This window comes from Metabacillus sp. Hm71 (assembly GCF_051842955.2).
GTDB lineage: Bacteria > Bacillota > Bacilli > Bacillales > Bacillaceae > Metabacillus.
Window position 1 is genome coordinate 192,627 of sequence record NZ_CM200278.1, and the last position, 25,141, is coordinate 217,767.

General features: G+C 38.4%; 21 protein-coding genes. 13 read left to right on the forward strand and 8 right to left on the reverse strand.

Going from position 1 to position 25,141, the window contains the following annotated elements:
* The first annotated feature begins 69 nt into the window (after positions 1-69).
* Together ACSVDH_RS01080 and ACSVDH_RS01085 are read left to right on the forward strand one after the other, a co-directional pair.
* Positions 70-480: an Lrp/AsnC family transcriptional regulator gene (locus ACSVDH_RS01080; protein ID WP_299095550.1), complete on the forward strand. Its 411-nt coding sequence runs from the start codon at positions 70-72 to the stop codon at positions 478-480.
* Between the two features lie 227 nt (positions 481-707).
* Complete coding sequence (locus ACSVDH_RS01085) at positions 708-878, forward strand: hypothetical protein (protein ID WP_439253764.1); 171 nt, start codon at positions 708-710, stop codon at positions 876-878.
* A gap of 332 nt (positions 879-1,210) precedes the next feature.
* On the opposite strand, the gene ACSVDH_RS01090 is transcribed toward ACSVDH_RS01085, so the two are convergent.
* Complete coding sequence (locus tag ACSVDH_RS01090; protein ID WP_439253766.1) at positions 1,211-2,695, reverse strand: aldehyde dehydrogenase family protein; 1,485 nt, start codon at positions 2,693-2,695, stop codon at positions 1,211-1,213.
* Between the two features lie 400 nt (positions 2,696-3,095).
* Here ACSVDH_RS01090 and ACSVDH_RS01095 point away from each other — a divergent pair, with 400 nt between their 5' ends.
* The gene (locus ACSVDH_RS01095; RefSeq protein WP_439253767.1) at positions 3,096-3,983 is read left to right on the forward strand and encodes a helix-turn-helix transcriptional regulator; all 888 of its coding nucleotides are present in this window, start codon (positions 3,096-3,098) and stop codon (positions 3,981-3,983) included.
* A gap of 131 nt (positions 3,984-4,114) precedes the next feature.
* Entirely contained in the window at positions 4,115-5,626 is a 1,512-nt protein-coding gene (gene tcuA / locus ACSVDH_RS01100) for an FAD-dependent tricarballylate dehydrogenase TcuA (protein ID WP_439253768.1), read from the forward strand.
* 286 nt (positions 5,627-5,912) lie between these two features.
* On the opposite strand, the gene ACSVDH_RS01105 is transcribed toward tcuA, so the two are convergent.
* Positions 5,913-6,776 (reverse strand): LysR family transcriptional regulator, encoded by an 864-nt coding sequence (locus tag ACSVDH_RS01105; RefSeq protein ID WP_439253769.1) that lies wholly within the window; start codon positions 6,774-6,776, stop codon positions 5,913-5,915.
* A gap of 155 nt (positions 6,777-6,931) precedes the next feature.
* Here ACSVDH_RS01105 and ACSVDH_RS01110 point away from each other — a divergent pair, with 155 nt between their 5' ends.
* Entirely contained in the window at positions 6,932-8,068 is a 1,137-nt protein-coding gene (locus tag ACSVDH_RS01110) for an AbrB family protein (protein WP_439253770.1), read from the forward strand.
* 92 nt (positions 8,069-8,160) lie between these two features.
* Entirely contained in the window at positions 8,161-8,769 is a 609-nt protein-coding gene (yyaC, locus tag ACSVDH_RS01115) for a spore protease YyaC (RefSeq protein ID WP_439253771.1), read from the forward strand.
* Between the two features lie 292 nt (positions 8,770-9,061).
* Here yyaC and ACSVDH_RS01120 read toward each other — a convergent pair whose 3' ends face one another.
* Together ACSVDH_RS01120 and ACSVDH_RS01125 are read right to left on the reverse strand one after the other, a co-directional pair.
* Positions 9,062-10,372 carry a CitMHS family transporter gene (locus ACSVDH_RS01120; protein WP_439253781.1) on the reverse strand — a complete coding sequence of 437 codons (1,311 nt, stop codon included), beginning with the start codon at positions 10,370-10,372 and terminating at the stop codon, positions 9,062-9,064.
* Between the two features lie 399 nt (positions 10,373-10,771).
* Complete coding sequence (locus ACSVDH_RS01125) at positions 10,772-11,635, reverse strand: LysR family transcriptional regulator (protein ID WP_439253772.1); 864 nt, start codon at positions 11,633-11,635, stop codon at positions 10,772-10,774.
* Between the two features lie 147 nt (positions 11,636-11,782).
* Between ACSVDH_RS01125 and ACSVDH_RS01130 the strand changes: the two genes are divergently transcribed.
* Both ACSVDH_RS01130 and ACSVDH_RS01135 read left to right on the forward strand, forming a co-directional pair.
* Positions 11,783-12,910, forward strand: coding sequence for a 2-methylaconitate cis-trans isomerase PrpF family protein (locus ACSVDH_RS01130; RefSeq protein ID WP_439253773.1), 1,128 nt, complete (start codon positions 11,783-11,785; stop codon positions 12,908-12,910).
* Between the two features lie 73 nt (positions 12,911-12,983).
* Positions 12,984-13,130 (forward strand): hypothetical protein, encoded by a 147-nt coding sequence (locus tag ACSVDH_RS01135; protein ID WP_439253774.1) that lies wholly within the window; start codon positions 12,984-12,986, stop codon positions 13,128-13,130.
* A 131-nt stretch (positions 13,131-13,261) separates the two neighbouring features.
* Here the strand turns inward: ACSVDH_RS01135 and ACSVDH_RS01140 are convergent, their stop codons facing one another.
* On the reverse strand, positions 13,262-14,587 hold the full coding sequence (locus ACSVDH_RS01140) for an alpha-glucosidase/alpha-galactosidase (RefSeq protein ID WP_439253775.1): 1,326 nt from the start codon (positions 14,585-14,587) through the stop codon (positions 13,262-13,264).
* A 179-nt stretch (positions 14,588-14,766) separates the two neighbouring features.
* Here ACSVDH_RS01140 and ACSVDH_RS01145 point away from each other — a divergent pair, with 179 nt between their 5' ends.
* Complete coding sequence (locus tag ACSVDH_RS01145; protein ID WP_439253777.1) at positions 14,767-15,672, forward strand: AraC family transcriptional regulator; 906 nt, start codon at positions 14,767-14,769, stop codon at positions 15,670-15,672.
* A 16-nt stretch (positions 15,673-15,688) separates the two neighbouring features.
* Here ACSVDH_RS01145 and ACSVDH_RS01150 read toward each other — a convergent pair whose 3' ends face one another.
* Positions 15,689-16,612, reverse strand: a complete 924-nt coding sequence (locus tag ACSVDH_RS01150) for a response regulator (protein ID WP_439253778.1) — start codon at positions 16,610-16,612, stop codon at positions 15,689-15,691.
* A complete protein-coding gene (locus ACSVDH_RS01155) occupies positions 16,609-17,883 on the reverse strand; it encodes an ATP-binding protein (protein WP_518617454.1) in 1,275 nt (424 codons plus the stop codon). Before ACSVDH_RS01155 ends, ACSVDH_RS01150 begins: the two co-directional genes overlap by 4 nt.
* 211 nt (positions 17,884-18,094) lie before the next feature.
* On the opposite strand from ACSVDH_RS01155, the gene ACSVDH_RS01160 reads away from it, so the two are divergent.
* The 4 genes from ACSVDH_RS01160 (at position 18,095) to ACSVDH_RS01175 (ending at position 24,856) form a co-directional block, all read left to right on the forward strand.
* Positions 18,095-19,366: a cation:dicarboxylate symporter family transporter gene (locus tag ACSVDH_RS01160; protein ID WP_439253497.1), complete on the forward strand. Its 1,272-nt coding sequence runs from the start codon at positions 18,095-18,097 to the stop codon at positions 19,364-19,366.
* 54 nt (positions 19,367-19,420) lie between these two features.
* On the forward strand, positions 19,421-20,860 hold the full coding sequence (gene aspA, locus ACSVDH_RS01165; RefSeq protein WP_439253496.1) for an aspartate ammonia-lyase: 1,440 nt from the start codon (positions 19,421-19,423) through the stop codon (positions 20,858-20,860).
* An 83-nt stretch (positions 20,861-20,943) separates the two neighbouring features.
* A complete protein-coding gene (locus tag ACSVDH_RS01170; protein ID WP_439253495.1) occupies positions 20,944-22,662 on the forward strand; it encodes an NAD-dependent malic enzyme in 1,719 nt (572 codons plus the stop codon).
* A gap of 925 nt (positions 22,663-23,587) precedes the next feature.
* Positions 23,588-24,856, forward strand: a complete 1,269-nt coding sequence (locus ACSVDH_RS01175) for an MFS transporter (protein WP_439253499.1) — start codon at positions 23,588-23,590, stop codon at positions 24,854-24,856.
* On the opposite strand, the gene brfA is transcribed toward ACSVDH_RS01175, so the two are convergent.
* The gene (brfA, locus tag ACSVDH_RS01180; RefSeq protein WP_439253493.1) at positions 24,801-25,091 is read right to left on the reverse strand and encodes a ribosome rescue factor BrfA; all 291 of its coding nucleotides are present in this window, start codon (positions 25,089-25,091) and stop codon (positions 24,801-24,803) included. The two genes, ACSVDH_RS01175 and brfA, sit on opposite strands and share 56 nt — an antisense overlap.
* Positions 25,092-25,141: the final 50 nt, after the last annotated feature.

Sequence of the window (25,141 nt, forward strand, 5' to 3'; positions counted from 1 at the left end):
AATGTTTTACATATCGGATGAAAGGTATTTATAGTGAATTAATTTCAGATTAGAAAGGGATTTTAGTAAATGGACTTCATTGATGAAATGATTGTAAAAGAATTGATAGAAGATAGTCGCTTATCGATGAGTGAATTGGGGAGACGTATTCATTTATCTGCACCAGCTACAAGAGAACGTGTTCGACAATTAGAAGATCAAGGAATTATCAAACGTTATTCGATTGAACTCAATGTGAAAAAACTAGGATTTCCAATTGAAGCAATAATCGAGGCAACAATCAAAAATAATCTGTATGAGGATTTTAAAAAGAAAATATGTCACAACTCAAATGTTGAATTTTGTTATAGAATTGCTGGTAATGCATGCTTTATGTTAAAAGTTCATTTCCAATCATTTGACCATGCCGAGCAATTTATTGATGGATTACAGTCGTTAGCACATACAAAAACAAATTTTATTTTTTCAAAAATTATTTAAAACAAGAGCGCTTAAATGTTGTTTCAAGAGAAAAAACTACGGAATCGAATACCAGATTAACGTTTGAAATTGGTGAAAAAATGTTAGGAGTAACTTTTAAAAAAAGGAAGGAAATTTACAAAAAATATAGAATATTATAATAAGTTTAATTTCTATAGTAGATTCCAAGATTCTGTATTCTAATCTTTACTTCGTTTTATTATGTTATTGGATTAGGGGGAGAAGATATGCGATTCATTAGGCAAACTGGGGTATATGAAAATATACAAAAAAAACGGTGGGAGTACTGGGTTGTATATGACGATAACATACTAATTATGGTATCTTGGTTAAGTTGGAATGCTAGCACAAAAGAGTATAAAACATGGGAATCACAAGTTATGAGCAATGCAAGTTAATTGCCGAGAGTACCCCTTCTTAAAGCGATGAGAGTCGGTAAGGAGCGGGGAAATCGGCTTTTTTTAAAAGGAAAGTATTAATTTTAACCTAGTTTTAGTGTCTAGCTCCAGCGCCTAGCCCTAGGCTGAGCAAGGCGCTTGCGCATTTCTTATTACTGTAGATAATCGGGAGCGGCAATGTATGTAAGGTGAATTTTGCCTAATCAGACGTTGACTGAGTTTATAATCGATAAAATACAAAACAAAAAGCCAAACCCTTTATAATCATAGGGGTTTGGCTAATAGGAAGCTTTTTAAAATTACAATCTATTTTAGATACCGGGAAATTAATTTTAATTCATTGAGATCCAGACACTCTTCACTTCTGTATAGTTATTAAGTGCATAGGAGCCCATTTCACGACCGATACCCGATTGTTTATATCCGCCGAACGGAGATGCAGCATCAAAAGCATTGTAGCAGTTAACCCAAACAGTTCCTGCACGCAGCTTGTTGGCGATATAGTGTGCTTTGGCCACATCCTGTGTCCACACACCAGCTGCAAGTCCATATTCACTATTGTTAGCACGATCAATTAATTCATCTAAATCCTCATATGGCATAGCTGATATTACCGGTCCAAAGATTTCTTCCTTTGCAATGGTCATTTCATCTCTCACATCTGCGAAGATCGTAGGGGAGACGAAGTAACCTTGTTCTTGCGGCTTATTTCCTCCTGCTACAAGTTGGGCACCTTCATTTAATCCTTTCTCAATATAGCCAAGCACACGATTTTGCTGTTCAGCAGAAACAAGTGGACCAATTTCTGTATCAGCATGGATTCCGGCACCTTGTTTAATTTTATTTGCATGGGAAGCCATATCAGCTACTACATTATCAAATTGCTTCTTCTGAATAAATACACGGGAACCTGCACAACAAACCTGACCTTGATTGAACATAACACCGTTAAGTGCACCTGGGATCGCTTTAGTTAAATCGGCATCAGGCAGAATGATGTTCGGTGACTTGCCGCCAAGTTCAAGTGTAACCCGCTTCAGTGTTTTGGAAGCATTAGACATGATTTGCTTCCCTACTTCAGTGGAACCAGTGAAAGCAATCTTATCAACTAATGGGTGGTCAACTAGCGGCTGACCTGCTGTTTCTCCAAACCCAGGCACAATATTTACCACACCAGGCGGGAAACCTGCTTCTTCTAGTAATTCAGCTAAATATAAAGCTGATAAAGGTGTTTGTTCAGCTGGTTTTAGTACAACTGTACAGCCAGTTGCCAGAGCAGCTCCAAGCTTCCACATTGCCATAAGTAAAGGGAAGTTCCAAGGGATAATTTGTCCAACTACTCCTACAGCCTCATGGCGTGTATAGTTAAAGAATGGTCCATTAACAGGTATAGTTTGTCCAACAATCTTGGTAGACCAGCCTGCATAATAACGCATATGTTCAATTGCCAAAGGAATGTCTGCATTGGTCGTTTCACGAATTGGCTTACCATTATCTAACGTTTCTAACTGAGCAAGTTCCTGACTGTTTTCTTCCATTAGATCAGCAAGCTTATACATAAGACGGCTTCGATCAGAAGCACTCATTTTGGACCATGGTCCTTCATCAAAGGCTTTACGGGCAGCTTTTACAGCCAGATCAATATCTTCTACACCTGCTTCATACACACTGGCTAATACTTCTCCAGTAGCCGGATTGTAAGTATCAAAAGTTTTTTGCGATTTGCTTTCTACAAATTCACCATTAATATAAAGCTTTTTCTTTCCGCTCAAAAACCTATCTACCTTTTCATTTAGACCTGCTGTTATTTGACTCATAAAACCCTCCTCAAAAATAGTAATCTATGTATTTCGTGATGTTTGAAAATGATTAATGCGCTTACATAAATATATTAACATTATAAAAAATGGAAAATCAAATAGAAACCTAAATAATCTTCTGACAAAATAAGACATAAATCTTCATTATCTTTATCTAACCGTTTTAAAGCAGATAGAAAGTAATTATAAAATGATTAGGAGAAACATTGTTTATCAGTGCATTCTTTAGAGACATTTCTAGCAAATTATTAAAAGCTTCTAAATGACATCAACTGTAAACAAAATTGAGCCATCTCTCTTTTGCTGTTACTTATTTTCGCTAAAAGGTAAAAAAGCAATATATGTCAAAAAAGGCAATGTAAACTTTTGATATCTTACTTATAAGGAGGTACAAGAAATGAGCTACAGTCCCATTATTCAAAAGACGATTGAGTATATAGAAGAGAATTTACATGAAGAGCTATCTTTAGAAAGCATTGCTCAGTTTGCCGGCTTTTCAAAGTATCATTATCATCGGATTTTTCAAAAAGAGGTTGGCGTCACAGCTTCTGAATATATCCGATACAGAAGAATTGCGAATTCAGCTAACATGCTCCTTTATACAGATGAAAAGATAATTGATATTGCCATCTATTATCGCTTTGAAACACAAGAATCATTTACTCGCTCATTTAAAAAATATTATCAATTACCGCCAGGAAAATACCGCAAAATCATGGGGAGATTAACATTCCAAAGGGAGGAAATCATAATGAAAAATGAACAGTTATTAAAAGGGTGGAAACTAAGTGGAAGTCATCCATTTAACTATCAGATGGGTATTGATCGCGAAATTTTCCATAAAGGAAAAGCATCTGGATTCTTAACTTCTGTTACTGTCCAATCTCATGGCGAATTTGCAACAATGATGCAGGAGTTTAAAGCAGATAAGTACCTGGGCAAAAGATTAAAGCTTTCTGGATTTTTGAAATCGGAAAATGTGGATGGTTTTTGTGGATTTTGGATGCGGGTAGATGACGCCCTTCATGATGTGCTGCAATTTGATAATATGGGTGACCGCCCGATTGTAGGAAGTACAGAGTGGAATCATTATCACATTGTTTTAGATGTACCCGAAAATAGTGCGGTCATTGCGTTTGGCGTTTTGCTATCAGGTAATGGGCAAGTATGGATTGATGAACTAAAATTTGAGGAAGTAGATAAGCAAACACCAACAACGAATATTGATATCTCGGGAGATTTATTAGATGAGCCTACAAATTTATCTTTTGAAGAGTGGGAGTAGTACTTCCATATTGAGTACACTTTAGCCATAAAGTATGGTTATGAAATATAATAAAAGATCAATATTTTATTAATTCCTCTTGTTCCCTTACCATGAATGTAATGAAACAAAAATTTCATAGGAGGGGTAACATGTTTGGACAAAATTATGATGTTGTAGTGGTTGGGGCAGGAAATGCTGCTTTATGTGCGGCGATTGCGGCAAGGGAAAAGGGTGCTAAGGTTCTTGTTTTAGAGCGGGGGCCTATTGAAAAACGTGGGGGAAATTCATTTTTTACAGACGGAGCGATTCGGGTCGCCTACAATAATTTGGATGAAATTCGAAAGATCATCCCTGACATCACAGAAGAAGAAGCAGAGAGAATTGTGATGCCTGAATATACACAAGCTGATTTTTATGATGACCTCATGCGGGTAACGGAAGGAAAAAGTGATTCTAAATTAGCGAATCAGCTGATTGCAAAATCGTATGAAACGATTATATGGATGCGTGATCAAGGTATTGAATTTGAATTGAATGTTGAAAATCAATCCTTTGAGCAGGCTGGTAAACGTCATTTTTGGGGCGGACTCCCAATTAAAACAAAAGACAAGGGTGTTGGTTTGATAAAAAGTCTTTTTAAAAGAGCGGAAGATATCGGTGTCGACATCTGGTATGATTCACGTGCCATTGAGTTAGTTATGAATCAGGATTATATTAACGGCATTAAAGTGGAAAAGGATCAAAAATTAATAACGATCCATACTACAAGTGTCATTTTAGCATGCGGAAGCTTTGAAGCGAACAAGAAAATGCGAAGTGAGCATCTTGGAGAAGAATGGGAAGCGGCGATTGTAAGGGGGACAGAATTCAATACTGGAGATGGAATTACAATGGCTATAGCAGTCGGCGCACAAAAATATGGTGAGTTTGGATGGACTGGTTGCCACTCCATCGGTACAGATTATAACGCTCCTAAGTTTGGTGACTTTAACAAGCCTGGTGATATCTTTAAAAAATCCTCATTTCCACTTGGTCTTTTGATTAACAAGGATGGAAACCGGTTTGTTGATGAAGGGGCTGACTTTCGGAATTACACCTATGCCAAATATGGTCGCGAAGTTTTAAAACAGCCGGGTCAGGTTGCTTTTCAGCTCTTTGACGCTCAAGTACGCCCTATGCTGCGAAAAGAATATAATCTTGAGGAAGCTACTTATTATAAAGCGAAAAGCCTTGAAGAGTTAGCCGAATTGATGGCAGTAGATAAAGCTCAATTTTTAAAAACGATATCAGAATATAATGCTGCTGTTCAAGAAGGTGAGTATAACCCAACAGTGAAGGACGGAAAGGGTACAGTTGGTATTACTCCTCCTAAGACAAACTGGGCATTACGAATCCACCAAGCTCCTTATTATGCCTACCCGGTAACCTGTGGTATTACCTTTGCTTTTGGCGGGTTACAGGTTAATACAGAAGGAGCCGTTTTAAACAAAGAAGGAAATTCGATTGCAGGGCTTTATGCTGCAGGTGAAATGGTTGGAGGGATCTTCTACAAAAATTATCCAGGCGGTTCTGGGTTAATGTCAGGAGCTGTTTTTGGTAAATTAGCAGGAACAGCTGCGGTACAATACACACTAGAGAAAATGGGGACTTCAAAACTCTAAAACGAAAGAGGCAGTTTCAAAGCAATAGGTACGACCCATTCTGACATAATATAGGATCTTGATTGTTAGAAGTTCTATATATTAGTGTTTGTTGGAAAGGGGAGCCCCTTTTAGCCTTATATTACTGCTTATAAAATTCTTGAACTGTGGATAAGCGCTTCGACATCCAGCTCCAGCGCCTAGCCCCTCTAGGGTCTAGCCAATTTAGAATTGAAGGCAAAGAGCGCCTTCTATTCTAAATTGTCTTATTTGCCCTAGGCTGAACAAGGCGCTTGCGCTTTTGTTTCTATCCTTTAAATTCATGTTCAACAAAATCAACAAATGCCTTAACGATGTTTAATTTCAATGAATCCTGATGGTAATACATCCATGTTTTACGGGAGATCGGTTTTCCGTCAACCGTTTTAATATCGGTGCGGAAAACATCCTGGCGATCATTTAAAATCATGCTTGGGAGGATGCCATAGCCTAGTCCGTTTATCACCATCTTTTTGCAGGTGTCTGCTTTATCGACTTCGATGCTGATAAGGGGTGGCTGGGTAAAATGCTCAGACCACCAATGATCAATCAAATTCTTTAACAATGGGTCAGTATGGTAAACGATTCGCGGCAGATTTGGAAGGTTTTGTATATCGATCTTATGCTTCGAAGCGATGCAAATGGTCTCTTCAAATAATAAATGCCGTTGATCCTTCCAACTGAAGTCCCCTTTAATAATGCCAATATGAACATCTTGATTGTGAATTAAATGAGCAATATCACTGCTAAAGCCTGTTGTGACTTTAAATTCAATATCAGGGTACTTTTCTTTAAAAAGCTTTAAAAGGTTGGGAAGCATGTAATCAGTAAAAAAGTTAGATACGCCCAATCGTAATGTGCCAGTTATATTATTTTCCATATTTAGGACGTTTTCTTTTATTTTTTGGATGTTTAATAGCATTTCATGTGCACTTTTTGCTAAATACTCCCCTTGGGGTGTAAATTGTACTCCACGTCTTCCTCTATTTACGATTTTTACACCAAATTCCTTTTCTAATTGTTGTAAACGATTTGTCAATGCCGGCTGAGAAATATACAAATGCTGAGCAGCCTTTGTAATGTTTTTTTCGTTATAGAGGGTTTGTAAAACCAGCCAGTCTCGTTCATCCAACAGAAAAACCTCCCCTTTAGCTATTAAGATTATTTATGGATAACGATAATTATTTAATATTTTATTTATCTCTGAAATTATACTATATTTGAGATAACGAATAAAGATTCTTATTGAATGAGCTGTTGATAAGTAAATAGAAAGAAGGATCTAAGATGAAAAAAACAATGGGGTTTCTTCCATATGTATGGTTTGTAATACTAAGTGGAGCAGGGGGATTTTTGCTCTCTTTAACAGGTCTCCCGATTGGATGGATGATTGGGACACTCCTTACAGCAGCTTTTCTATCTATTTTGCATCCGAGGGTTTTACGTGTACCTGCTAATGAGAAAGGTATTCAAAAACAATGGTTATATATTGGGCAGTGTATGTTAGGAATCGAGTTAGGTCAGAAAGTAAATCGTTCAGTTGTAAGCATTTTTTATGAGAATTGGTCAATTATAACGATTATGCTTATACTATCTGTCGTTTTTTCTTTACTCTCGGGACTTATTTTATGGAAGTGGAGCAAGTTAGATATGTTAACTAGCTTTTTTGCTACTGCACCTGGAGGTCTTTCTTCCATACCTGGGATTGCAGAAGATGTTGGAGCTAACACAGGCATTGTGAGTATTATTCAGGCCATGCGTGTATTCCTGGTAATTATAACGGTCCCTGTTATGATGTCCTTTTTGTATGACCATTCTGAGATTCATGTATTTACCGATACGGCTGCTGCTGAACTAACAAAATTTGAATTTAACCAGCTTGCTATTACAAGCTTGTTTGTGTTTGCAGCTTGGATTGGTCATTATATAGGAAAGCTTCTAAAATTTCCGGCTCCTTGGCTAATTGGAAGTATGATTGGTGTTGCTGCGGTCAATTCCATTATCACTTTATTGACAAATAGTAATTTAGTAGCCTGGTGGCCACAAAGCCTCATTATCTTATCACAAATATTTATCGGAGCTAGCATCGGGTCTCGTTTTCATAAAAAAATGTTTATCGGAATAAATAGAACATTGTTTATTTCAACATTAAGTACAATAGGTTTAATTATGTCTATGTTTCTATGTGCCTATTTTGTTTCGCTGGTAACTAATCTATCATTCCTTACTGCAGGATTGGCATTTGCACCTGGTGGCATTGCGGAGATGACAACTACTGCTTTTGTTATGAAGGGTGACTTCACATTTGTCGTAACCGTACAAGTGCTTAGAATAGTTGCCGTTTGTTTAATTCTCCCTCCTTTCTTCAGATTTTTATACTACATGGAGTTGAAAAAGAAGGAACATTCATATCAATCAGCATAGTTTTGTGGTTTTCAATTCTTCATAAAAAAATTATAATGATTTAAATATTAATTTTTATAGTTGGCGGGAAAATAAAACTAAGGGTGATCACCGTGTGTGCTTTTAACCATGATAAAGAAAAAAAGACGCAAGAAACATATTCCTATCAGATAAAATCAAATGATAGGGCAGAGGAAAAAGATATTGAAAGATTAGCACTTAAAATCAAAGAAATTATCGAAGATTCCTCATGTGATGAAAAAGATGTAGTTTTTTTATGCATAGGATCTGATCGTTATGTGGGCGACTCTTTAGGTCCCTTAGTAGGGACAATGCTTAAAGAAAACAAAGTTCCTTTTCGTGTTTACGGAACGCTAGAAGAACCCGTACATGCATTTAATTTAAAAGGGATCGTAAAAGAGATTAAGAAGCAATTTAAAAAGTCGCTTATTTTTAGCATTGATGCCGCGATTGGCAAGGAAAATCATGTAGGTTATGTCCTATTTAAAGAAGGGCCATTACTTCCAGGAAAAGCAGTCGAAAAGATGCTTCCTGAGGTAGGGGATTATCATTTCGTAGGGATTGTTAATTATATAGATCCTTTACCAACTTCTCAATTTTTAAATGATACCCGTTTGTTCACCGTCATGAATCTCGCAAAAACAATTGTGAAGGTCATTGTAGAGGTTAGTGACCATTTATCAAAGGATAAAGAGAGCTAAACTATTTATAAAGGGCTGTCTAAAAACTAGAGGTTTTAGACAGCCCCTGTCTTATTTTATCATATCAAAATTTATATATTTTCTTAACATAACTTGAGTTTCTGAATCTAGCTCCAGGCGCCATCGGCGAAGCACTGGACGTGCAAGTGCAGTTAAGAGATAAGGACGTCGCGTTTTTAACTGCCTCTAGGGTCTAGCCAAACAGGAATTGAAGGTAAAGAACACCTTCTATTCCTGTTCGTCTTATGCTTGTCGCCGAATGCTTAGCGCCTTGCGCTTTTTTTATCAGATCCTAACTTATAGCACTTGTTATAAAAGCAACAGCAATGATGACTAACGAACAGAGAAGAGTCCATTTAAACGCATATCGTTGGAATTCGCCGATATCTGTTTTAACCATTCCTACTAGTAAAAGAGTGGAAGCAACAAGCGGACTTAAAAAATGCACAGGCTGCCCTAATACAGATGCTCTGGCAATTTCTAAGGGGCTTACCCCATATGCTGCTCCTGCTTCAGCTAGAATAGGCAGCACACCAAAGTAATAAGCATCATTGGATAAAACGAACGTAAATGGCATGCTTGTTAAGGCAACAACTAAAGGGAAGAAGGAACCTACAGACTCTGGGATGATCGAGACTAAGGCATTTGAAATAGCGTCGACCATTTTTGTTCCTGAAAAAATTCCTGAGAAGATACCTGCAGCAAACACTAGGATAACAACCGTTAATGCATTTGGTGCATGAGCTAAAATTCGTTCTTTTTGTTCTTCTAAGTTTGGATAGTTAATCATGGCAGCGATTACAAATCCGATTAGAAATAAGACTGGGGCGGATATTAACCCCATAACTAACACGGCCATAACGGCTAATGTTAATAAGAGATTTATCCATCTTAGTTTTGGACGTTTCGTATCTTCTTGCAGGGAATAAGCTGCAGCTGCTTCGCTTAGATCCAGCGATTCAGGTGAAATTTCTTCAACATTAATCACACCAATTCGTGCTCTTTCTTTCTTTCCAAGAACAAAGGCAATAAATAAAATACATCCCATCCCTGATAGCATTGTTGGTAATAGTGGGAGGAAAAATTCATTCGCATCAAGACCTAAAGAGGCAATTGCTCTAGTTGACGGCCCTCCCCAAGGTGTCATCCCGCTCATAATGCTGACTGACAGCAAAGAAATCGTTGCGAGAATAAGCGGATTCATCCCAATTCGAAGATAAAGGGCAAGCATGGCTGAAATTGTGATCATATGAGTTGTCGTTCCATCACCATCTAGGGCAACAGTCATGGCGATGAGCGCTGTTCCAATTGCAATTTTAAGAGGATCACCTTTTACAAACTTCATCATTTGATTAATTAATGGATCGAATAAGCCTGCATCAATTAAAATGCCAAAAAACAAAATAGCGAATAATAGTAAGGCGGCTGAAGGAGCAACTTCCTTTAGTCCATCTAGCATCATTTTCCCCAGCTCTAAGCCAAACCCGCCAATAATGGCAAAGACGATTGGCACAATAACAAGCGCTGTAACAGGCGATAATTTTTTGGCCATAATCAAATACGTAAAAACGACAACCATTGAAATTCCTAAAAAAGTAAGAATAAGAATCCCTCCTAGTAAAGAAATCGCTTTCAAAAACAATGAAATGGTATTTTAATAAAAATAGAGTCCGGAGTTACCTAATCGATCAGTTCCAGATTTAATATTTCGTGTTTTTAGAATATTACAAACGATAAGATAAGTAAAATATATATTTTTTAAGGGATTTATAAAAAAAAATTTATAATCTAGAAGTTAAGAGGAATTGTGATGATTCCTCTCTTTTAAAAAGTATAAATTTTTACTTAGTTTTAGTGTTTAGCTCCAGCTCCTAGCCCCTCTAGGGTCTAGTTACTCATGAATTGAAGGCAAAGTACGCCTTCTATTCATGACGTCTTATTCTCCCTAGGCTGAGAGGCTCTTGTGCTTTTCTTATAGTATCGCTGTCAGCTTAGCGCTCCTTTATATATTGGGATGTTCATTTAAAAAATCGATGAAGTTTTTAACCGTTGATAGTTTTAATGAATCTTGATTATACATTAACCATGTAGATCTAAATACTGGTTCCCCATTGTTATAAAATAATTCTTTGATTTGCAGGTTATCTGAAGGTTGTAAACAAATTTGAGGCACAATGGCGATCCCTAAATCATTTTTCACCATTTCTTTACAGGTTTCTAATCGATCTGTTTCCATCATGATGAAGGGAGGCTCAGAAAATCTGTCATGCCACCATCCGTTAATAAGCGCTTTTAACGTGTTATCTGTTTTGTAATTAATAAATGGGAGGGCAGGTAAATTTCCTATATCAATTTCTTTTTTTGAAATTAAACATAGTTTTTCCTTGTGCAATAACGTTCTTTTTCCATACCATTCGTAATTTCCGCGCAGGATGCCTAATTGTACCGTATCGGTGGTAAGAAGGTTTAAAATATCCGTACTCCAGCCTGTATTTATATTAAACTGTACATTTGGAAACTTCGTTGAAAAACTTTTCAAGATCTTTGGCAGCTTATATTGTGCAAAGTTACTTGAAACGCCTAACCTTAATGTTCCTCTAACCTCATTTTGCATATTAACCATAAAATCTTTTGTTTTTTGCAATTTTTTGATCATTTCTTCTGAATACTCAACTAAATGTAAGCCTTCTGAAGTAAATTCAATGCCCCCTTTAATTTTAAAAAACAGTTTTGTGCCAAACTCCTTTTCTAAATTTTTTAGACGGTACGTTAATGCCGGCTGAGAAATATATAATCGCTCTGACGCACGGCTAATATTTTTCTCTTGATATAAAATTCGGATTGCATTCCAGTCTTTCTCATCCATCAGGCTCAGCTCCTGTCTACTGATTATAAATATTTTTTTGTGTTTTTCTAATAAAATATCTATTTTACTTATGATCATACCTATCATACTATATTTTTAAAAGCACCGGTACTTTTAAAAAGTGAATCAGAAAAGGTGGTTAAGAAGATGAGAGTGCCTGTTGTTGTTATGCGTGGTGGAACGAGCAAGGCTGTGTTTCTTAATTTTGGTGATATGCCATCAGACCGTCTACTTTGGGAAGAATTTTTGTTGGATATTATGGGAAGTCCTGATCAAAGACAAATTGACGGGCTTGGTGGAGCAAATTCATTAACAAGTAAAGCAGCCATTATCAAAAAATCTGATCTGGAAGAGATCGATGTAGAATATACATTTGCCCAAGTAAGCATCGAAAATCAATTAGTAGATTTTAAAGGAAACTGTGGAAATATTTCCTCTGCTGTTGGCCCTTATGCTATTGAACAGGGCATGGTTCCCGCGATTGAGCCTATTACAAGAGTGAGAATATTTAATACCAATACACAAAAGGTGATTATTGCTGAGGTAGAGGTAGAAAATGGCCAAGTGAAAACGGAGGGTATGTGTTCAATACCTGGTGTTCCTGGTACTGGTTCCCCTATTTATCTTTCATTCACAAGAGCAGAAGGGGCAGTAACGGGAAAACTATTTCCTACTGGTAATCCTATTGATATCATTCAATCTCCTAAAGGACCTATCAATATTTCGATTATTGACGTGGCTAACCCGCTCGTTTTTGTTCATGCTCATAATGTTGGTTTAATAGGTACTGAGCAGCCCCATGAACTGACAACAGAGAAGCTAAATGAACTGGAGGAAATCAGGTCTATAGCAGCCGAGATGTGTCAATTTTCTACCAAGGATGAGGCAACACAAAAATCACCCGCTGTCCCGAAGATGACCATTATCGCTCCTCCTCAAGATTTTATCGATGTGACAGGTGTTGAAAGAAAGGCTGCAGATATGGACTGTACGATCAGAATGATATCTATGCAAAAACCTCATCAAGCATTAGCGATAACCGGCGCCATTTGTACAACAGCAGGAGCATTTTTAAAAGAGACAATCGTATCTGACATAATCAGTGTAAAGAAAGAAGTGGTCCGTTTAGCACATCCTGCTGGGATCATGGAAACTAAGGTTGATTTAATCGCAGGAAATATTAGCGCAATCAAGGTCGTGCGTACAGCACGGATGATTTTAGAAGGCTATGTCTATACGAAGAAAAATTACGATTTTACTTCAAAGTTAGCTTGAGTCATATTTTTCTAGAAAGAAAGATAAACATTTAGAATAAAACTAAGGTGAGGATAAGTTGGGAGGAGCTTTCATGTGGGTCATTACAACCTTTTTCAATAAAAAGATGACAATGTACGAATTTGATACGGAAAAAGAAGCCAAGGAGGCTTTTGGTAAGATAAAAGGTGATAAATTTCTTTCGGAGATTGTATATTTTAATGATTATGGGGCTGTCTAAAAAGTCCATTTTAATGTAATATAACTCAAGATTTAAAACCCAAGAATGTTGATATAACAGCATTCTTGGGTTTTCTTTTTTCAAGATTGGGTTGAAAATTTACTTTTCGGACAGCCCCTTACTACTTTTTATTACGTAAAAGAAACGGTTTTACGTTCTTCGAATTTTGGAATCCAGTCACCGTGTGCTTCAATTAATTCATCGCACAATGCAACGATGTCGTCGAGCGATAATTCAGCCGCTGTATGAGGGTCAAGCATCGCTGCTTGATAGATGTGTTCCCTCTTTTTTGTTACCGCTGCTTCAATAGTTAGAAGCTGTGTATTAATATTTGTTCTGTTAAGTGCTGCTAATTGCTCTGGCAGATCTCCTACATAGCATGGTGTGATGCCGCTGCGATCAGCAACACAGGACACTTCCACAACTGCTTTTTCCGGTAAGTTGCTAATTAATCGTCCTGTATTAAGAATATTTCCGCCAAATTTAAATGGAACATTTGTCTCAATCGCTTCAATGATTCGGGATCCATATTCATGTGAACGTTGATGAGTAAGCTGTGCATTGTTAACAATCTCGTCACGCATTTTTTCCCAGCGATCAATTTGATCAACGCAACGGCGCGGGTACTCATCAAGAGGGATATTGTATTTCTCAATGAGCTCCGGATAATGACGTTTAATGAAGTATGGATGATATTCCGCATTATGCTCAGATGACTCGGTTACATAATAACCGAACTTATCCATTAGTTCAAAGCGGACCATATCATCATGCTTAGTTAGTTGTTTTTCTCTTGCACGACGTTTAATTTCCGGATATAAATCTTTACCGTCACGCTTGATTTCAAGGAGCCAGGCCATATGATTAATACCAGCGATTTTTTCTTCGATACCTTCATGATCCATGCCTAAAGACTTGAGCAGGTGCTCGCTGCAAACCTGTACACTGTGGCATAATCCAACTGTTTTGACGTTTGTATAGCGCAGCATTGCTCCTGTTAATGTGGCCATTGGATTTGTATAGTTTAATAACAGAGCATCTGGACAAACCTCTTCGATATCTTTGGCAAAATCCCACATAACCGGAATGGTGCGAAGTGAACGGAAAATGCCGCCGATTCCGATTGTGTCGGCAATTGTTTGGCGGAGCCCGTATTTTTTAGGGATTTCAAAGTCGATTACTGTACTTGGTTTATAGCCTCCGACTTGAATGGCATTAATCACATATTTTGCTTCTCTTAAGGCTTCCTTACGATCTGTATAGGCTTTAACAACTACATTTGCCTTTAAGCTTTGCTTTAAGTTATTTAGCATGCTTTCGGAATCCCTTAAGCGTTGCTCATCAATATCAAATAAAGCGAATTCGAACCCGGCTAAAGCTGGGACAAACATACAATCACCTAGAACATTTTTGGCAAAAACTGTGCTTCCAGCTCCGATAAACGTAATTTTTGACATAAAAGTACCTCCCAATAAAGTGAAACAGAGACTGTCGATTTTAAACAAAGGATAAAAAATTGCTTTGAAAAATAGAGTGACATCTCTTATTCAACTTTGTATTTTTTATTGTTATAATTATGGTAAAACGTTTACAATCTAACTTCAATGGTAAGTTAGTGTGATTTGGGGGTAGAATATTGTCTTTTTCTAATCGTGAAACAACAGGGAAGGATTATGGAACATACGGTTTTCGCTTTCATGAAGCACTTCCTAATGATGTGGCAAATATTTCGGTAATCGGCCGGGAAAAGAGAATGTTTGGTGAGGTTTATGATTGGCACGGATTAAAACGCAAAGATATTGGTACATATGTGTTTCAATATACGCTGTCAGGAGTAGGCAGGCTCGATAAAAATGGGAAAAGCTATTCGTTAGAAGCTGGGGAAGCATTCATCGTCGAGATTCCTAGTGATCATCGCTATTATTTGCCAACGGATAGTGAAGAGTGGGAATTTGTCTTTATCACACTTGTGGGAAACGAAGCTGCCGCTTGTTGGCGGTTTATAAACGAACAGAGCGGCCCGGTTTTGAAAATTCCTCCAGATTCCAAGCTGATTCAGCTGTTGCTGAGAAACTATCATGACACATATGAGCAAAAGATTACAGACGCATACGTTGCTTCAGCAAAAGCATATGAGTTTATTATGGAGTGTTACCGTTTTACAAGGAATATTGAAAAAACAGCACAAGAGTTTTCGCTTCAGATTACGAAAGCTTTATCCTTTATCCAAACACATTATCATGAACCGATTACGCTTGATGAAATCGCTGCTATATCCGGCTATTCAAGGTATTACTTTATCAAGCAGTTTCAACAGCAGCTGAATATGACACCTGTTCAATACCTGACAAAAGTCAGAATTCAAAAGGCTGCGGAGCTGCTTCGCTCAACAAGCCTCACGGTTACAGACATTGCTGCCCAAGTTGGCTATGCAAATGCCAACTATTTCAACAAAGTGTTCCGCAAAGCAGTCGGTGTCTCTGCCGGCACATTTCGAGACAGCAAGGACTTTGTCGAGATCGATCATTTGATTATTGATTAAGTTTGTGAAGATGGCATCATGAATCGGTCAGCTTTGTTGCTTCCATGAACAATGCTTGGATAAACTTTTTCATATTAATGCGGCTCTGGCTGTTTGCTGTTTTACTTTTGTCTTCTAGTTCGAGCATTTTTTTTCGCACTTCTGAGAAATCAAAAAAGGTAGAAGCATAGGCTTCAAATTTAGGATTCGTATAGTCTGTTAATCCCAATGAAGCAATATGGATAAGCGCCTGGTAAAGAGCACGGCGGACACGCTGCTCAGAGGCTTTCATTTCTTTCAGGATTTCAGCTTCTTTCGCTTGAGCTCCCAGCTTTTCCGCAGCAATACTAGCAAAAATGTCCTTTAAAGATGGAAAGGCATAGGCAGAACCGAGTCTTTCTTTCTCCTTTTGGAGAAATGTAATGATTTTAAGCAAATCCTCGCTGCCGCCTTCGCCAATCATCCCTAGATCGGTAATTAAGGAACGTCCCGCTTCCATGATACTTTTTGAATGAGAGAAGGGGATGAACGCGGACTGAGGGTGGCCTGTAAATAAGCTTAACGACTCTTGTATACCTCGTATCGATTGTTCTAACAGCACCCGCTCGTTTACTTTTTTTAATATGCTTGTAATTTCACGATGGTTTAGAGGTTTTGTAATGTAATATTCCGCCCCCAAACTATAAGCTTCGCCAATCAATTCCTTTGCTTCGATTTGCGAAATCATCACAAATTTCCCTTGAAACCCATCAGCAAGAGCTTGGATTGTTTCAATTCCATCTCGTATTGGCATAAGCAAATCAATTAAAACTACATTCACTTTTTTTAATGTTAGCAAGCCATTGTCTACTAATGATCCGTCCTCAGCTTCACCTACCACAGTCCCTAAATCTTCGTCTTCAATGATTTCTGTCAGCATCGCTCGAATGGCGGGATCGTCATCGATAATAAAGTAATTCATCTTATACATCCTTTCTCTATCAACGCACATATTGGAAGCTCAATGATAAAGGTGGTTTCTTTTTCGCTTAGCATAAGCCTAATTTGGCCACCCCATTTTTCGACTGTTTGTTTCACATAGGATAAACCAATCCCTGTTGAAGAGTTTCCAATTGAATCAAACTTTGTTGTAAATCCTTCTGTAAAAATGACTTCCTTAAGCTTAGGTGCAATGCCAGGGCCATTGTCACTGACGGAAAATTCCACATATTGATCCTTTCTTTTCACAACCAATGATACGTAACCCTCTTCTTTAATGGCTTCCACAGAATTGGCCAATAAATTATTGATTAATGATAAAACCATAAATACATGATAAGGAGAGTGATCGCCATCTATATGCAAGGAAAAAGAAACATCTTTGCCAAGGGACTCTGCATAGCGTCTATTGGACACAATCATGATGTTGCCTAGTTGTTCGATTTCCATATAATCCTGGAGGCTTTCAGATGACATCAGTTCTGATAATCCTGCATAAATCCGCTGATTATCTTTTTTAATCTCATGCACAAGACCGGCAATCTGCAGCGCTGTTTGCGCCTCTTTTCCGTTTGCTTCCTGTGATTTTAACCTGCGATAAAAATCATAACACATCCCAGTGATTTCTTCCGCGTTTTGCATCGTTTTCTTCAGCTGAACGGATTCTTCATACAAATTTGAAATAAAAAGCAGCATTTTTTCCGTTTGACGGCGCTGCTCTTCCTCTGCTAATTTTGCTTCCCTAAGTTTGAAAATATTAAAAAAACCGAGAACAAAAAAGCTTCGAATAAAGGCAATGATCACGAGTTGCCGGGTCTCAAGTAAAGATATGTCCTGATTGTAGACCAGGGAGGAACGGAGCAACATTTCCGATAAGCTTGCCATTATCTCAATGGCTACCCCTAAGATTCCAATCATAAATGGTTGATCATGCCGTTCATTCATCTTCCACCAATGAAAAAGGACCGCGTAAATGACGTAATAGGAAAAGGCGGGGAGATGAAGATACAACGCTTCGTCAAGTGATATGTCTCTAAAACCAACGGCTAGAAAAAATCGAAGAGCAAACACGCTCGTTCCTGTTAAAATGCCAGCAAGAATCGCGTGCACTCTTTTTCCCCATAACAAAAATAAGAAAAAGACTGGCGTCCCCAAACTAACTCTAAAGGTATCATCAAATGGATAAAACTTAAATTCGCCAGCTAAAGGCACCGCAATCATCATTATTAATAAAAACCATGTGCGTTCTCTCAAGACGGTCCCTCCCGAATGACTAGATAAAAACATTACACATTGTACTGAAATAGCTAAAAAGTTAAAAGGGTTTTCATAGAGATATTTTATTTTCCTATTTGTTCTTGTAGGTTTTCGTAGGTTTCAGTAGGTTTCCGTAGGCCGGAATATAAACTAAGAATAATCACGGGATTGAAAGCGTTAACAAATAAAGTTACGAGGAGGAATTTTATTGAAAAAGTTTGGGTTAGCCACACAAATATTTGTTGCACTTATACTAGGTATTGCAGTCGGGGCTGTCTTTCATGGTAATGAAACAGCTATGGCCATTATGGTACCGATTGGCGACATTTTTATTCATTTAATTAAGATGATTGTAGTACCGATCGTCATTGCTGCATTAGTCGTTTCAATAGCAGGAGTTGGCGATATTAAAAAGCTAGGAAAACTTGGCGGGAAGACGCTTCTTTATTTTGAGATTGTCACCACGATCGCCATTGCGATTGGCTTGCTGGCAGCAAACTTGTTTCACCCTGGGACTGGATTAGATACAAGCAATCTTGAAAAAAGTGATATCTCCCAATATGAAGAAACGACGAAAGAAGCTGAAAGCAAGGGCTTTGCTGAAACAATTGTCCATATTGTTCCGAAAAACGTTTTTGAATCTATGGCCCAAGGTGACCTATTGCCAATTATCTTTTTCTCAGTCCTTTTTGGCTTGGGGATAGCGGCAATAGGAGACAAAGGAAAGCCTGTTCTAAGCTTTTTTGAAGGTGTATTAGAAGCGATGTTTTGGGTGACGAACCAAGTGATGAAATTTGCGCCGTTTGGTGTGTTTGCGTTAATTGGGGTTACCGTAGCTAAATTTGGTCTCGCCACATTAATCCCTTTAGGAAAATTAGTGCTAGCTGTTTATGTAACGATGTTCTTTTTTGTGTTCGTTGTTCTTGGCATTATCGCAAAAATGTCTGGAACAAGCATTTTCGTGCTTATCAAAGTGTTAAAAGACGAACTAATTTTAGCATTTTCAACGGCAAGTTCAGAATCTGTTTTACCAAGAATTATGGAAAAAATGGAGAAATTCGGGTGTCCTAAATCGATTACTTCTTTTGTTATTCCAACAGGCTATACGTTTAATTTAGATGGTTCATCGATCTATCAGGCACTTGCTGCCCTTTTCGTGGCACAAATATATGGCATCGATTTGTCTATAGCACAGCAAGTAACTTTATTACTTGTCTTAATGTTAACGTCCAAAGGAATGGCCGGCGTTCCGGGTGCGTCATTTGTTGTTATCTTAACCACACTTGGTTCAATGGGACTGCCATTAGAAGGGCTGGCGTTTATTGCCGGTATCGACCGTATTTTAGATATGGTGAGAACAGCGGTTAATGTAATGGGGAACTCATTAGCAGCGATTGTTATGTCCAAGTGGGAAGGTGAATTTGACCAAGAGCAAGCGAATAAATACGTTCATTCAATAAAACAGTCAAATGCAGCCTAAACCTAAGAAAACGTGGCTGATCGCAAGTCAAAGAATCTTGATGGAGGGAACACCATGTCAATAATCAATAGTAAGCAACATGTTCGGATTGAAAAGGACTTCTTAGGATCAAAAGAAGTACCTGCGGATGCATATTATGGGATCCAAACATTGCGTGCAGTCGAGAACTTTCCGATAACAGGTTATCGTATTCATGAAGAATTAATAAAAGCGTTGGCCATCGTAAAAAAAGCAGCTGCTTTAGCCAATATGGATACGAAACGCTTGTACGAGGGACTTGGTCACGTGATTGTTCAAGCGGCTGATGAAGTGATCGAAGGAAAATGGCATGATCAATTTATCGTTGATCCAATCCAGGGCGGTGCAGGTACATCGATGAATATGAATGCGAATGAAGTCATTGCCAACCGTGCACTTGAATTGCTTGGAAAAGAGAAGGGGGACTATGTTCTTCAATTAAGTCCTAACACTCATGTAAACATGTCACAATCTACAAACGATGTATTTCCGACGGCGATTCATATCGCGACCCTTAACTTACTTGAAAAATTGTTAAAGACGATGGAGGATATGCTTGTTGTCTTTAAGAAAAAGGCGAAACAATTTGATCATGTCATTAAAATGGGCCGGACACATCTACAAGATGCGGTGCCGATTCGTCTTGGTCAGGAGTTTGAAGCATATAGCCGGGTGTTAGAACGTGATATGAAACGAATCAAACAATCACGTCAGCATTTATATGAAGTAAATATGGGAGCAACAGCGGTGGGTACAGGATTAAATGCTGATCCACGCTATATTGAACGTGTTGTCAAGCATTTGGCTGATATTAGCGGTCTTCCGCTTGTTGGAGCAGAGCATCTTGTTGATGCAACACAAAACACAGATGCCTATACAGAAGTCTCTGCCGCGTTGAAGGTATGTATGATGAATATGTCTAAAATTGCAAATGACTTACGATTAATGGCATCCGGTCCACGTGCTGGTTTAAGTGAAATCACATTACCAGCACGCCAGCCTGGCTCATCGATCATGCCGGGAAAAGTAAATCCGGTGATGGCTGAAATGATTAACCAGGTAGCCTTTCAAGTCATCGGCAATGACCATACCATCTGCCTGGCATCTGAGGCTGGCCAGCTTGAGCTAAATGTTATGGAGCCTGTGCTTGTTTTTAACCTGCTTCAATCGATCAGCATTATGAACAATGCGTTCCGCTCTTTTACAGATTATTGTCTAATAAATATTGAAGCAAACGAAGAGCTTCTAAAACAATATGTGGATAAAAGCGTGGGGATTATTACAGCTGTTAATCCGCATATTGGCTATGAAGTGGCAGCCCGTATTGCAAGGGAAGCGATTGTAGAAGGGAAATCTGTACGCGAGCTATGCCTGCTGTACGATGTATTAACGGAAGAAGAACTTGATCTAATTTTAAATCCTTATGAGATGACAAAACCGGGAATTTCCGGAGCTGCATTGTTTGATCGAGAGTAAATTCATGGGGGAGGCATTTTGCCATCCCCTTAATTTGATAACAACAATAAAAACAGAAGTATGATGTAAAAGGAAGGTATTTTATGTGTAAATTTATCTCTACTCCTAACGGGGAATTTGAAACAGTTATGCGGGGTGCAGAGATATTGTCAACACCTGTGTTGAACAAAGGAGTTGCATTCACGCTGGAGGAGCGAAAACAATTAGGATTAATTGGTCTCTTGCCGCCAGCTGTATTAACTTTGGAGGAACAGGCACAACGTGCATATGAGCAATACCGTTCACAGCCAACCGACTTGAGCAAGAATATTTATTTGACTGCTTTGCATGACCGTAATGCTGTTTTGTTTTATCGACTTTTCACCGATCATTTAAGTGAAATGATGCCTGTCGTCTATACGCCGACAGTTGGAGAGGCCATTCAGCGTTACAGCCATGAATATCGCCGTCCTCACGGGGTTTATTTATCTATTCATGACCCATATAGTATTGAAGAAGCACTTGTAAACTTTGGGGCTAATGCAAGTGATATTAAGTTAGTCGTTATCACTGATGGAGAGGGCATATTAGGAATTGGTGACTGGGGTGTGGGAGGCATCAACATTGCCATCGGCAAGCTTGCGGTCTATACGGCTGCAGCAGGCATTGATCCTAGCTGTGTCATGCCGGTTATCTTGGATGTTGGAACAAATAATGAAGATCTGCTTAATAATCCATTCTATATTGGGAATCGACATCCGCGAATTCAAGGAGAGCAGTATGATGATTTTATTGATAGAGTGGTTTCAACAGCAGTTAAGTTATTTCCAAACGCCTTATTGCACTGGGAAGACTTCAGCACTAGTAACGCAAGAAGCATTTTAGCCAAATATCGTGATAAAGTCTGCACTTTTAATGATGATATCCAAGGAACAGGAGCTGTTACACTGGCTGCCGTATTAGCGGCTGTACGTGCCTCACATATTCCTTTACATGAACACCGAATTGTTGTTTTTGGTGCCGGCACTGCTGGAATTGGAATCGCTGACCAAATCCGTGACGCGATGGTGCGCGACGGTTTATCTCCTGAAGAGGCAAACAGCAGGTTTTGGTGTATCGATCGATTTGGCTTGCTTACGGACGATATGATCACATTGCATCATTCTCAAAAGCCATATGCACGACAAATCCAAGAGGTGAAGAATTGGAAGCGTGACAGCACGAATGGTGAAATTGGACTTATGGAGGTCGTGAGACAAGTTCGTCCAACCATTTTGATTGGTACTTCAACAGTCGCTGGAGCATTTACCGAAGAGATTGTTAAAGAGATGGCATCTCACGTCAGAAGACCTGTCATTTTGCCGATGTCAAATCCAACCTCATTGTCTGAGGCAAAACCGATTGATTTAATTCGTTGGACAGAGGGGCGAGCACTTGTAGCAACGGGAAGTCCATTTGTACCTGTCACGTACAATAATACAATCTATACAATTGGACAATCCAACAACGCGTTTATATTCCCAGGCCTTGGTCTTGGAACGATGGTAACCCAAGCACAACTGATCACAGACAGCATGTTCATCGCAGCTGCTGAGGCTATCGCAAACAGTATGGATGTAAGCCAACCAGGTGCATCTCTATTACCAAAGGTTGAAGAGCTTCGAGCGATCTCGGAAAAAGTGGCAATAGAAGTCGCAAAAGCCGCTATACGTGAAGGTGTCGCTCGCATAAAGCCAACAAATATTGAACAAGCTGTCCGTGATGCCATGTGGGAACCAAGGTATCGTCCAGTGAAGGCAATGAGGGAAGGCTGCTTTATTTAAGTTGTATTAATGTTCATGGTCTTGATTATGTAAAGATGGAGTTATGGGTCAGGTATCGGGATGGATAGAATTGGGTGTAGTGCTCAAATAACTTGTGAGAGCGGTGAAAACTTGTGTGAGTCGCTGAAAAAATGCTTGAAGTCGCTGGGAAATTGCTCATAAATATGGAAGTTGTTTAAAAATAAATTGTCAAATTGTAATCATTAACTTATTTAATATCAAATGGATCGGGAAACGTACTTGTATGATCGTTTTCCGATTTTTTTTGTCGTTTAAGAAATTATAAAATTCATTGAACTGAAAATAAGCACTGCGACATCCAGCTCCAGCGCTTAGCCCCTCTAGGGTCTAGCCACAAATGAATTGAAAACAAAGATCGTCTTTTTTGCCCTAGGCTGAACGAGGCGCTTGCGCTTTTGTTTTTTAAACTCTAAAAATCTATTTAAACAAACGTTTGAATAAAATCGAATAAGGAATGAGACTTCCATTATGTTAAAAGTCTATCATCGATGAAAAGGGCTTTTTATTTAGTAACTCACTTTTTATAGGTAGGGTCAAGCTATAATTCAGCGATAGATCATTAGCTTTATGAAAAACATTGTGTTGTCATGATCGCAATATGGAAACAGAGAGAAGTAACAAATATAATGTCGGCAAAACCTTAAAATCAACGAATAAAGAAAGGTTTAAAAAATTTTTGTCGCCAAGAACAAATGTTCTTGCATATGGATGTTTTTTACAGTATACTGTTGCTGGTGTTTATGTAGATAAGGGAAAAATTTTAAACTATTTATTCATATACATGATCCCAATCAGATCATTGCACTAATTTCTATTGACTCTTACGTAACGTTATGCTTTAACGTATCATTTGGAGTTAATACTAAATGACGGAAATTAAATTTGAAGGGTAGGTTTAATGGACATGCAAAGAAATGAAGGTGCTGCTTTACCTAAACAGCCTGTTGGAAACATATTTGCTAATCGAATTGTACTGGCAATTATGGCCTCAAACTTCTTGCTGCAGTTAGGGATTTGGATTAGGAATTTTGCTATTCTTTTATATGTAACAGATATTACGAACAATGATCCGTTGTATGTGTCATTGATTTCTGTTGCAGAGTTTGCGCCGATCTTTATTTTCTCCTTTATTGGAGGTACGTTCGCCGATCGCTGGAAGCCAAAGCTGACCATGGTGTGGTGTGATTTACTTTCTGCGGTATCGATTTTAATTGTCTTATTGACGCTTATTTACGGCTCATGGCAGGCGATCTTTTTTGCTACATTAGTGTCAGCTATCTTATCTCAGTTTTCAATGCCTTCAGCTATGAGACTATTCAAGCAGCATGTGCCCGGCGATCAGTTGCAAACTGTAATGGCGATGTTCCAGTCATTGATGGCGATTTTTATGGTAGTCGGTCCGATGATTGGAACTTTTGTTTATCAGAAGTATGGAATCATGACCTCTATCGGTGTGATGGGGGCGATGTTTTTCCTTTCGGCAATTGTGCTTATGTTTCTTCCTAAAGATATCGAGAAGGAAAAAGCTGACGAAGACAGCAATTTCAAGAAGGAGCTTGCTGATGGGTTTCGCTATGTTCTTTCAAAAAAGGTTCTTAAATCAATGGGGTCGATTTTTGCTGTATGCGGATTAGCAGTAGGTCTTATTCAGCCTTTAATGATCTTTGTCACAATTGAAAACCTTGGAATGACGAAGGACTTTCTTCAATGGCTTCTTATGGCAAATGGTGCTGGGATGTTAATTGGAGGAGGAGTGGTGATGGCTATTTCTAAAAAGATTTCCCCGCAGAAGCTTCTCGCCATTGGTATTCTAGCAAGCATGATTAGCACTATTGGAATTGGCTGGTCGACCAGTAATGTCATCACGATCATTTTCCAAGTATTTAACGGTTTATTTTTCCCATGCATTCATATCGGGATCAATACCTTAATCTTGAAAAATACAGAAGAATCCTTTGTTGGGCGTGTAAACGGAGTTCTGAATCCGTTATTTATGGGAATGATGGTGATTGGGATGTCTGCTTCGGGGGTATTAAAAGTCCCAATGTCTTTATTAGGTGTTTATATCCTGTCAGGGATCTTATTTTTCATTGGGGTTTTATTAATCGTTCCACTCTTTAAGCTAAAGGATGAAGATACGATCGTTCAGAATGTGGTGCATGCAAGAGAGTAAGATATAGAGACATAAAATTACTTAACAACTGAAAAGAACCGTTCTCGTCATAATTTATGTGAGAATGGTTCTTTTTTCGATGTTTTGTTTCCATGTGATGTAATGCCTCTTTTTTTGTTTTCGTTTGTCTGTTATACGGCTTGAATTCCCCCCAGCTGCCACGTTTTATTGTTACATCCAGTTTTCCTTCGCGAATCTGCTTTTCCCGGTTTTTTCTTGCTTTTGATTTAGCCATCATTTTCACTCTCCTAATAACATTTTGGTAATCCCTCATCATAAATAGTA

Coding starts and splice junctions, on each gene's coding strand:
- ACSVDH_RS01095 (WP_439253767.1), top strand. CDS start 3,096: ATGAGCTACAGTCCCATTATTCAAAAGACGATTGAGTATATAGAAGAG.
- ACSVDH_RS01150 (WP_439253778.1), bottom strand. CDS start 16,612: ATGAATTACTTTATTATCGATGACGATCCCGCCATTCGAGCGATGCTG.
- ACSVDH_RS01140 (WP_439253775.1), bottom strand. CDS start 14,587: ATGTCAAAAATTACGTTTATCGGAGCTGGAAGCACAGTTTTTGCCAAA.
- ACSVDH_RS01175 (WP_439253499.1), top strand. CDS start 23,588: ATGCAAAGAAATGAAGGTGCTGCTTTACCTAAACAGCCTGTTGGAAAC.
- ACSVDH_RS01110 (WP_439253770.1), top strand. CDS start 6,932: ATGAAAAAAACAATGGGGTTTCTTCCATATGTATGGTTTGTAATACTA.
- ACSVDH_RS01085 (WP_439253764.1), top strand. CDS start 708: ATGCGATTCATTAGGCAAACTGGGGTATATGAAAATATACAAAAAAAA.
- aspA (WP_439253496.1), top strand. CDS start 19,421: ATGTCAATAATCAATAGTAAGCAACATGTTCGGATTGAAAAGGACTTC.
- brfA (WP_439253493.1), bottom strand. CDS start 25,091: ATGGCTAAATCAAAAGCAAGAAAAAACCGGGAAAAGCAGATTCGCGAA.
- ACSVDH_RS01125 (WP_439253772.1), bottom strand. CDS start 11,635: ATGGATGAGAAAGACTGGAATGCAATCCGAATTTTATATCAAGAGAAA.
- ACSVDH_RS01170 (WP_439253495.1), top strand. CDS start 20,944: ATGTGTAAATTTATCTCTACTCCTAACGGGGAATTTGAAACAGTTATG.
- tcuA (WP_439253768.1), top strand. CDS start 4,115: ATGTTTGGACAAAATTATGATGTTGTAGTGGTTGGGGCAGGAAATGCT.
- ACSVDH_RS01135 (WP_439253774.1), top strand. CDS start 12,984: ATGTGGGTCATTACAACCTTTTTCAATAAAAAGATGACAATGTACGAA.
- ACSVDH_RS01090 (WP_439253766.1), bottom strand. CDS start 2,695: ATGAGTCAAATAACAGCAGGTCTAAATGAAAAGGTAGATAGGTTTTTG.
- ACSVDH_RS01080 (WP_299095550.1), top strand. CDS start 70: ATGGACTTCATTGATGAAATGATTGTAAAAGAATTGATAGAAGATAGT.
- ACSVDH_RS01130 (WP_439253773.1), top strand. CDS start 11,783: ATGAGAGTGCCTGTTGTTGTTATGCGTGGTGGAACGAGCAAGGCTGTG.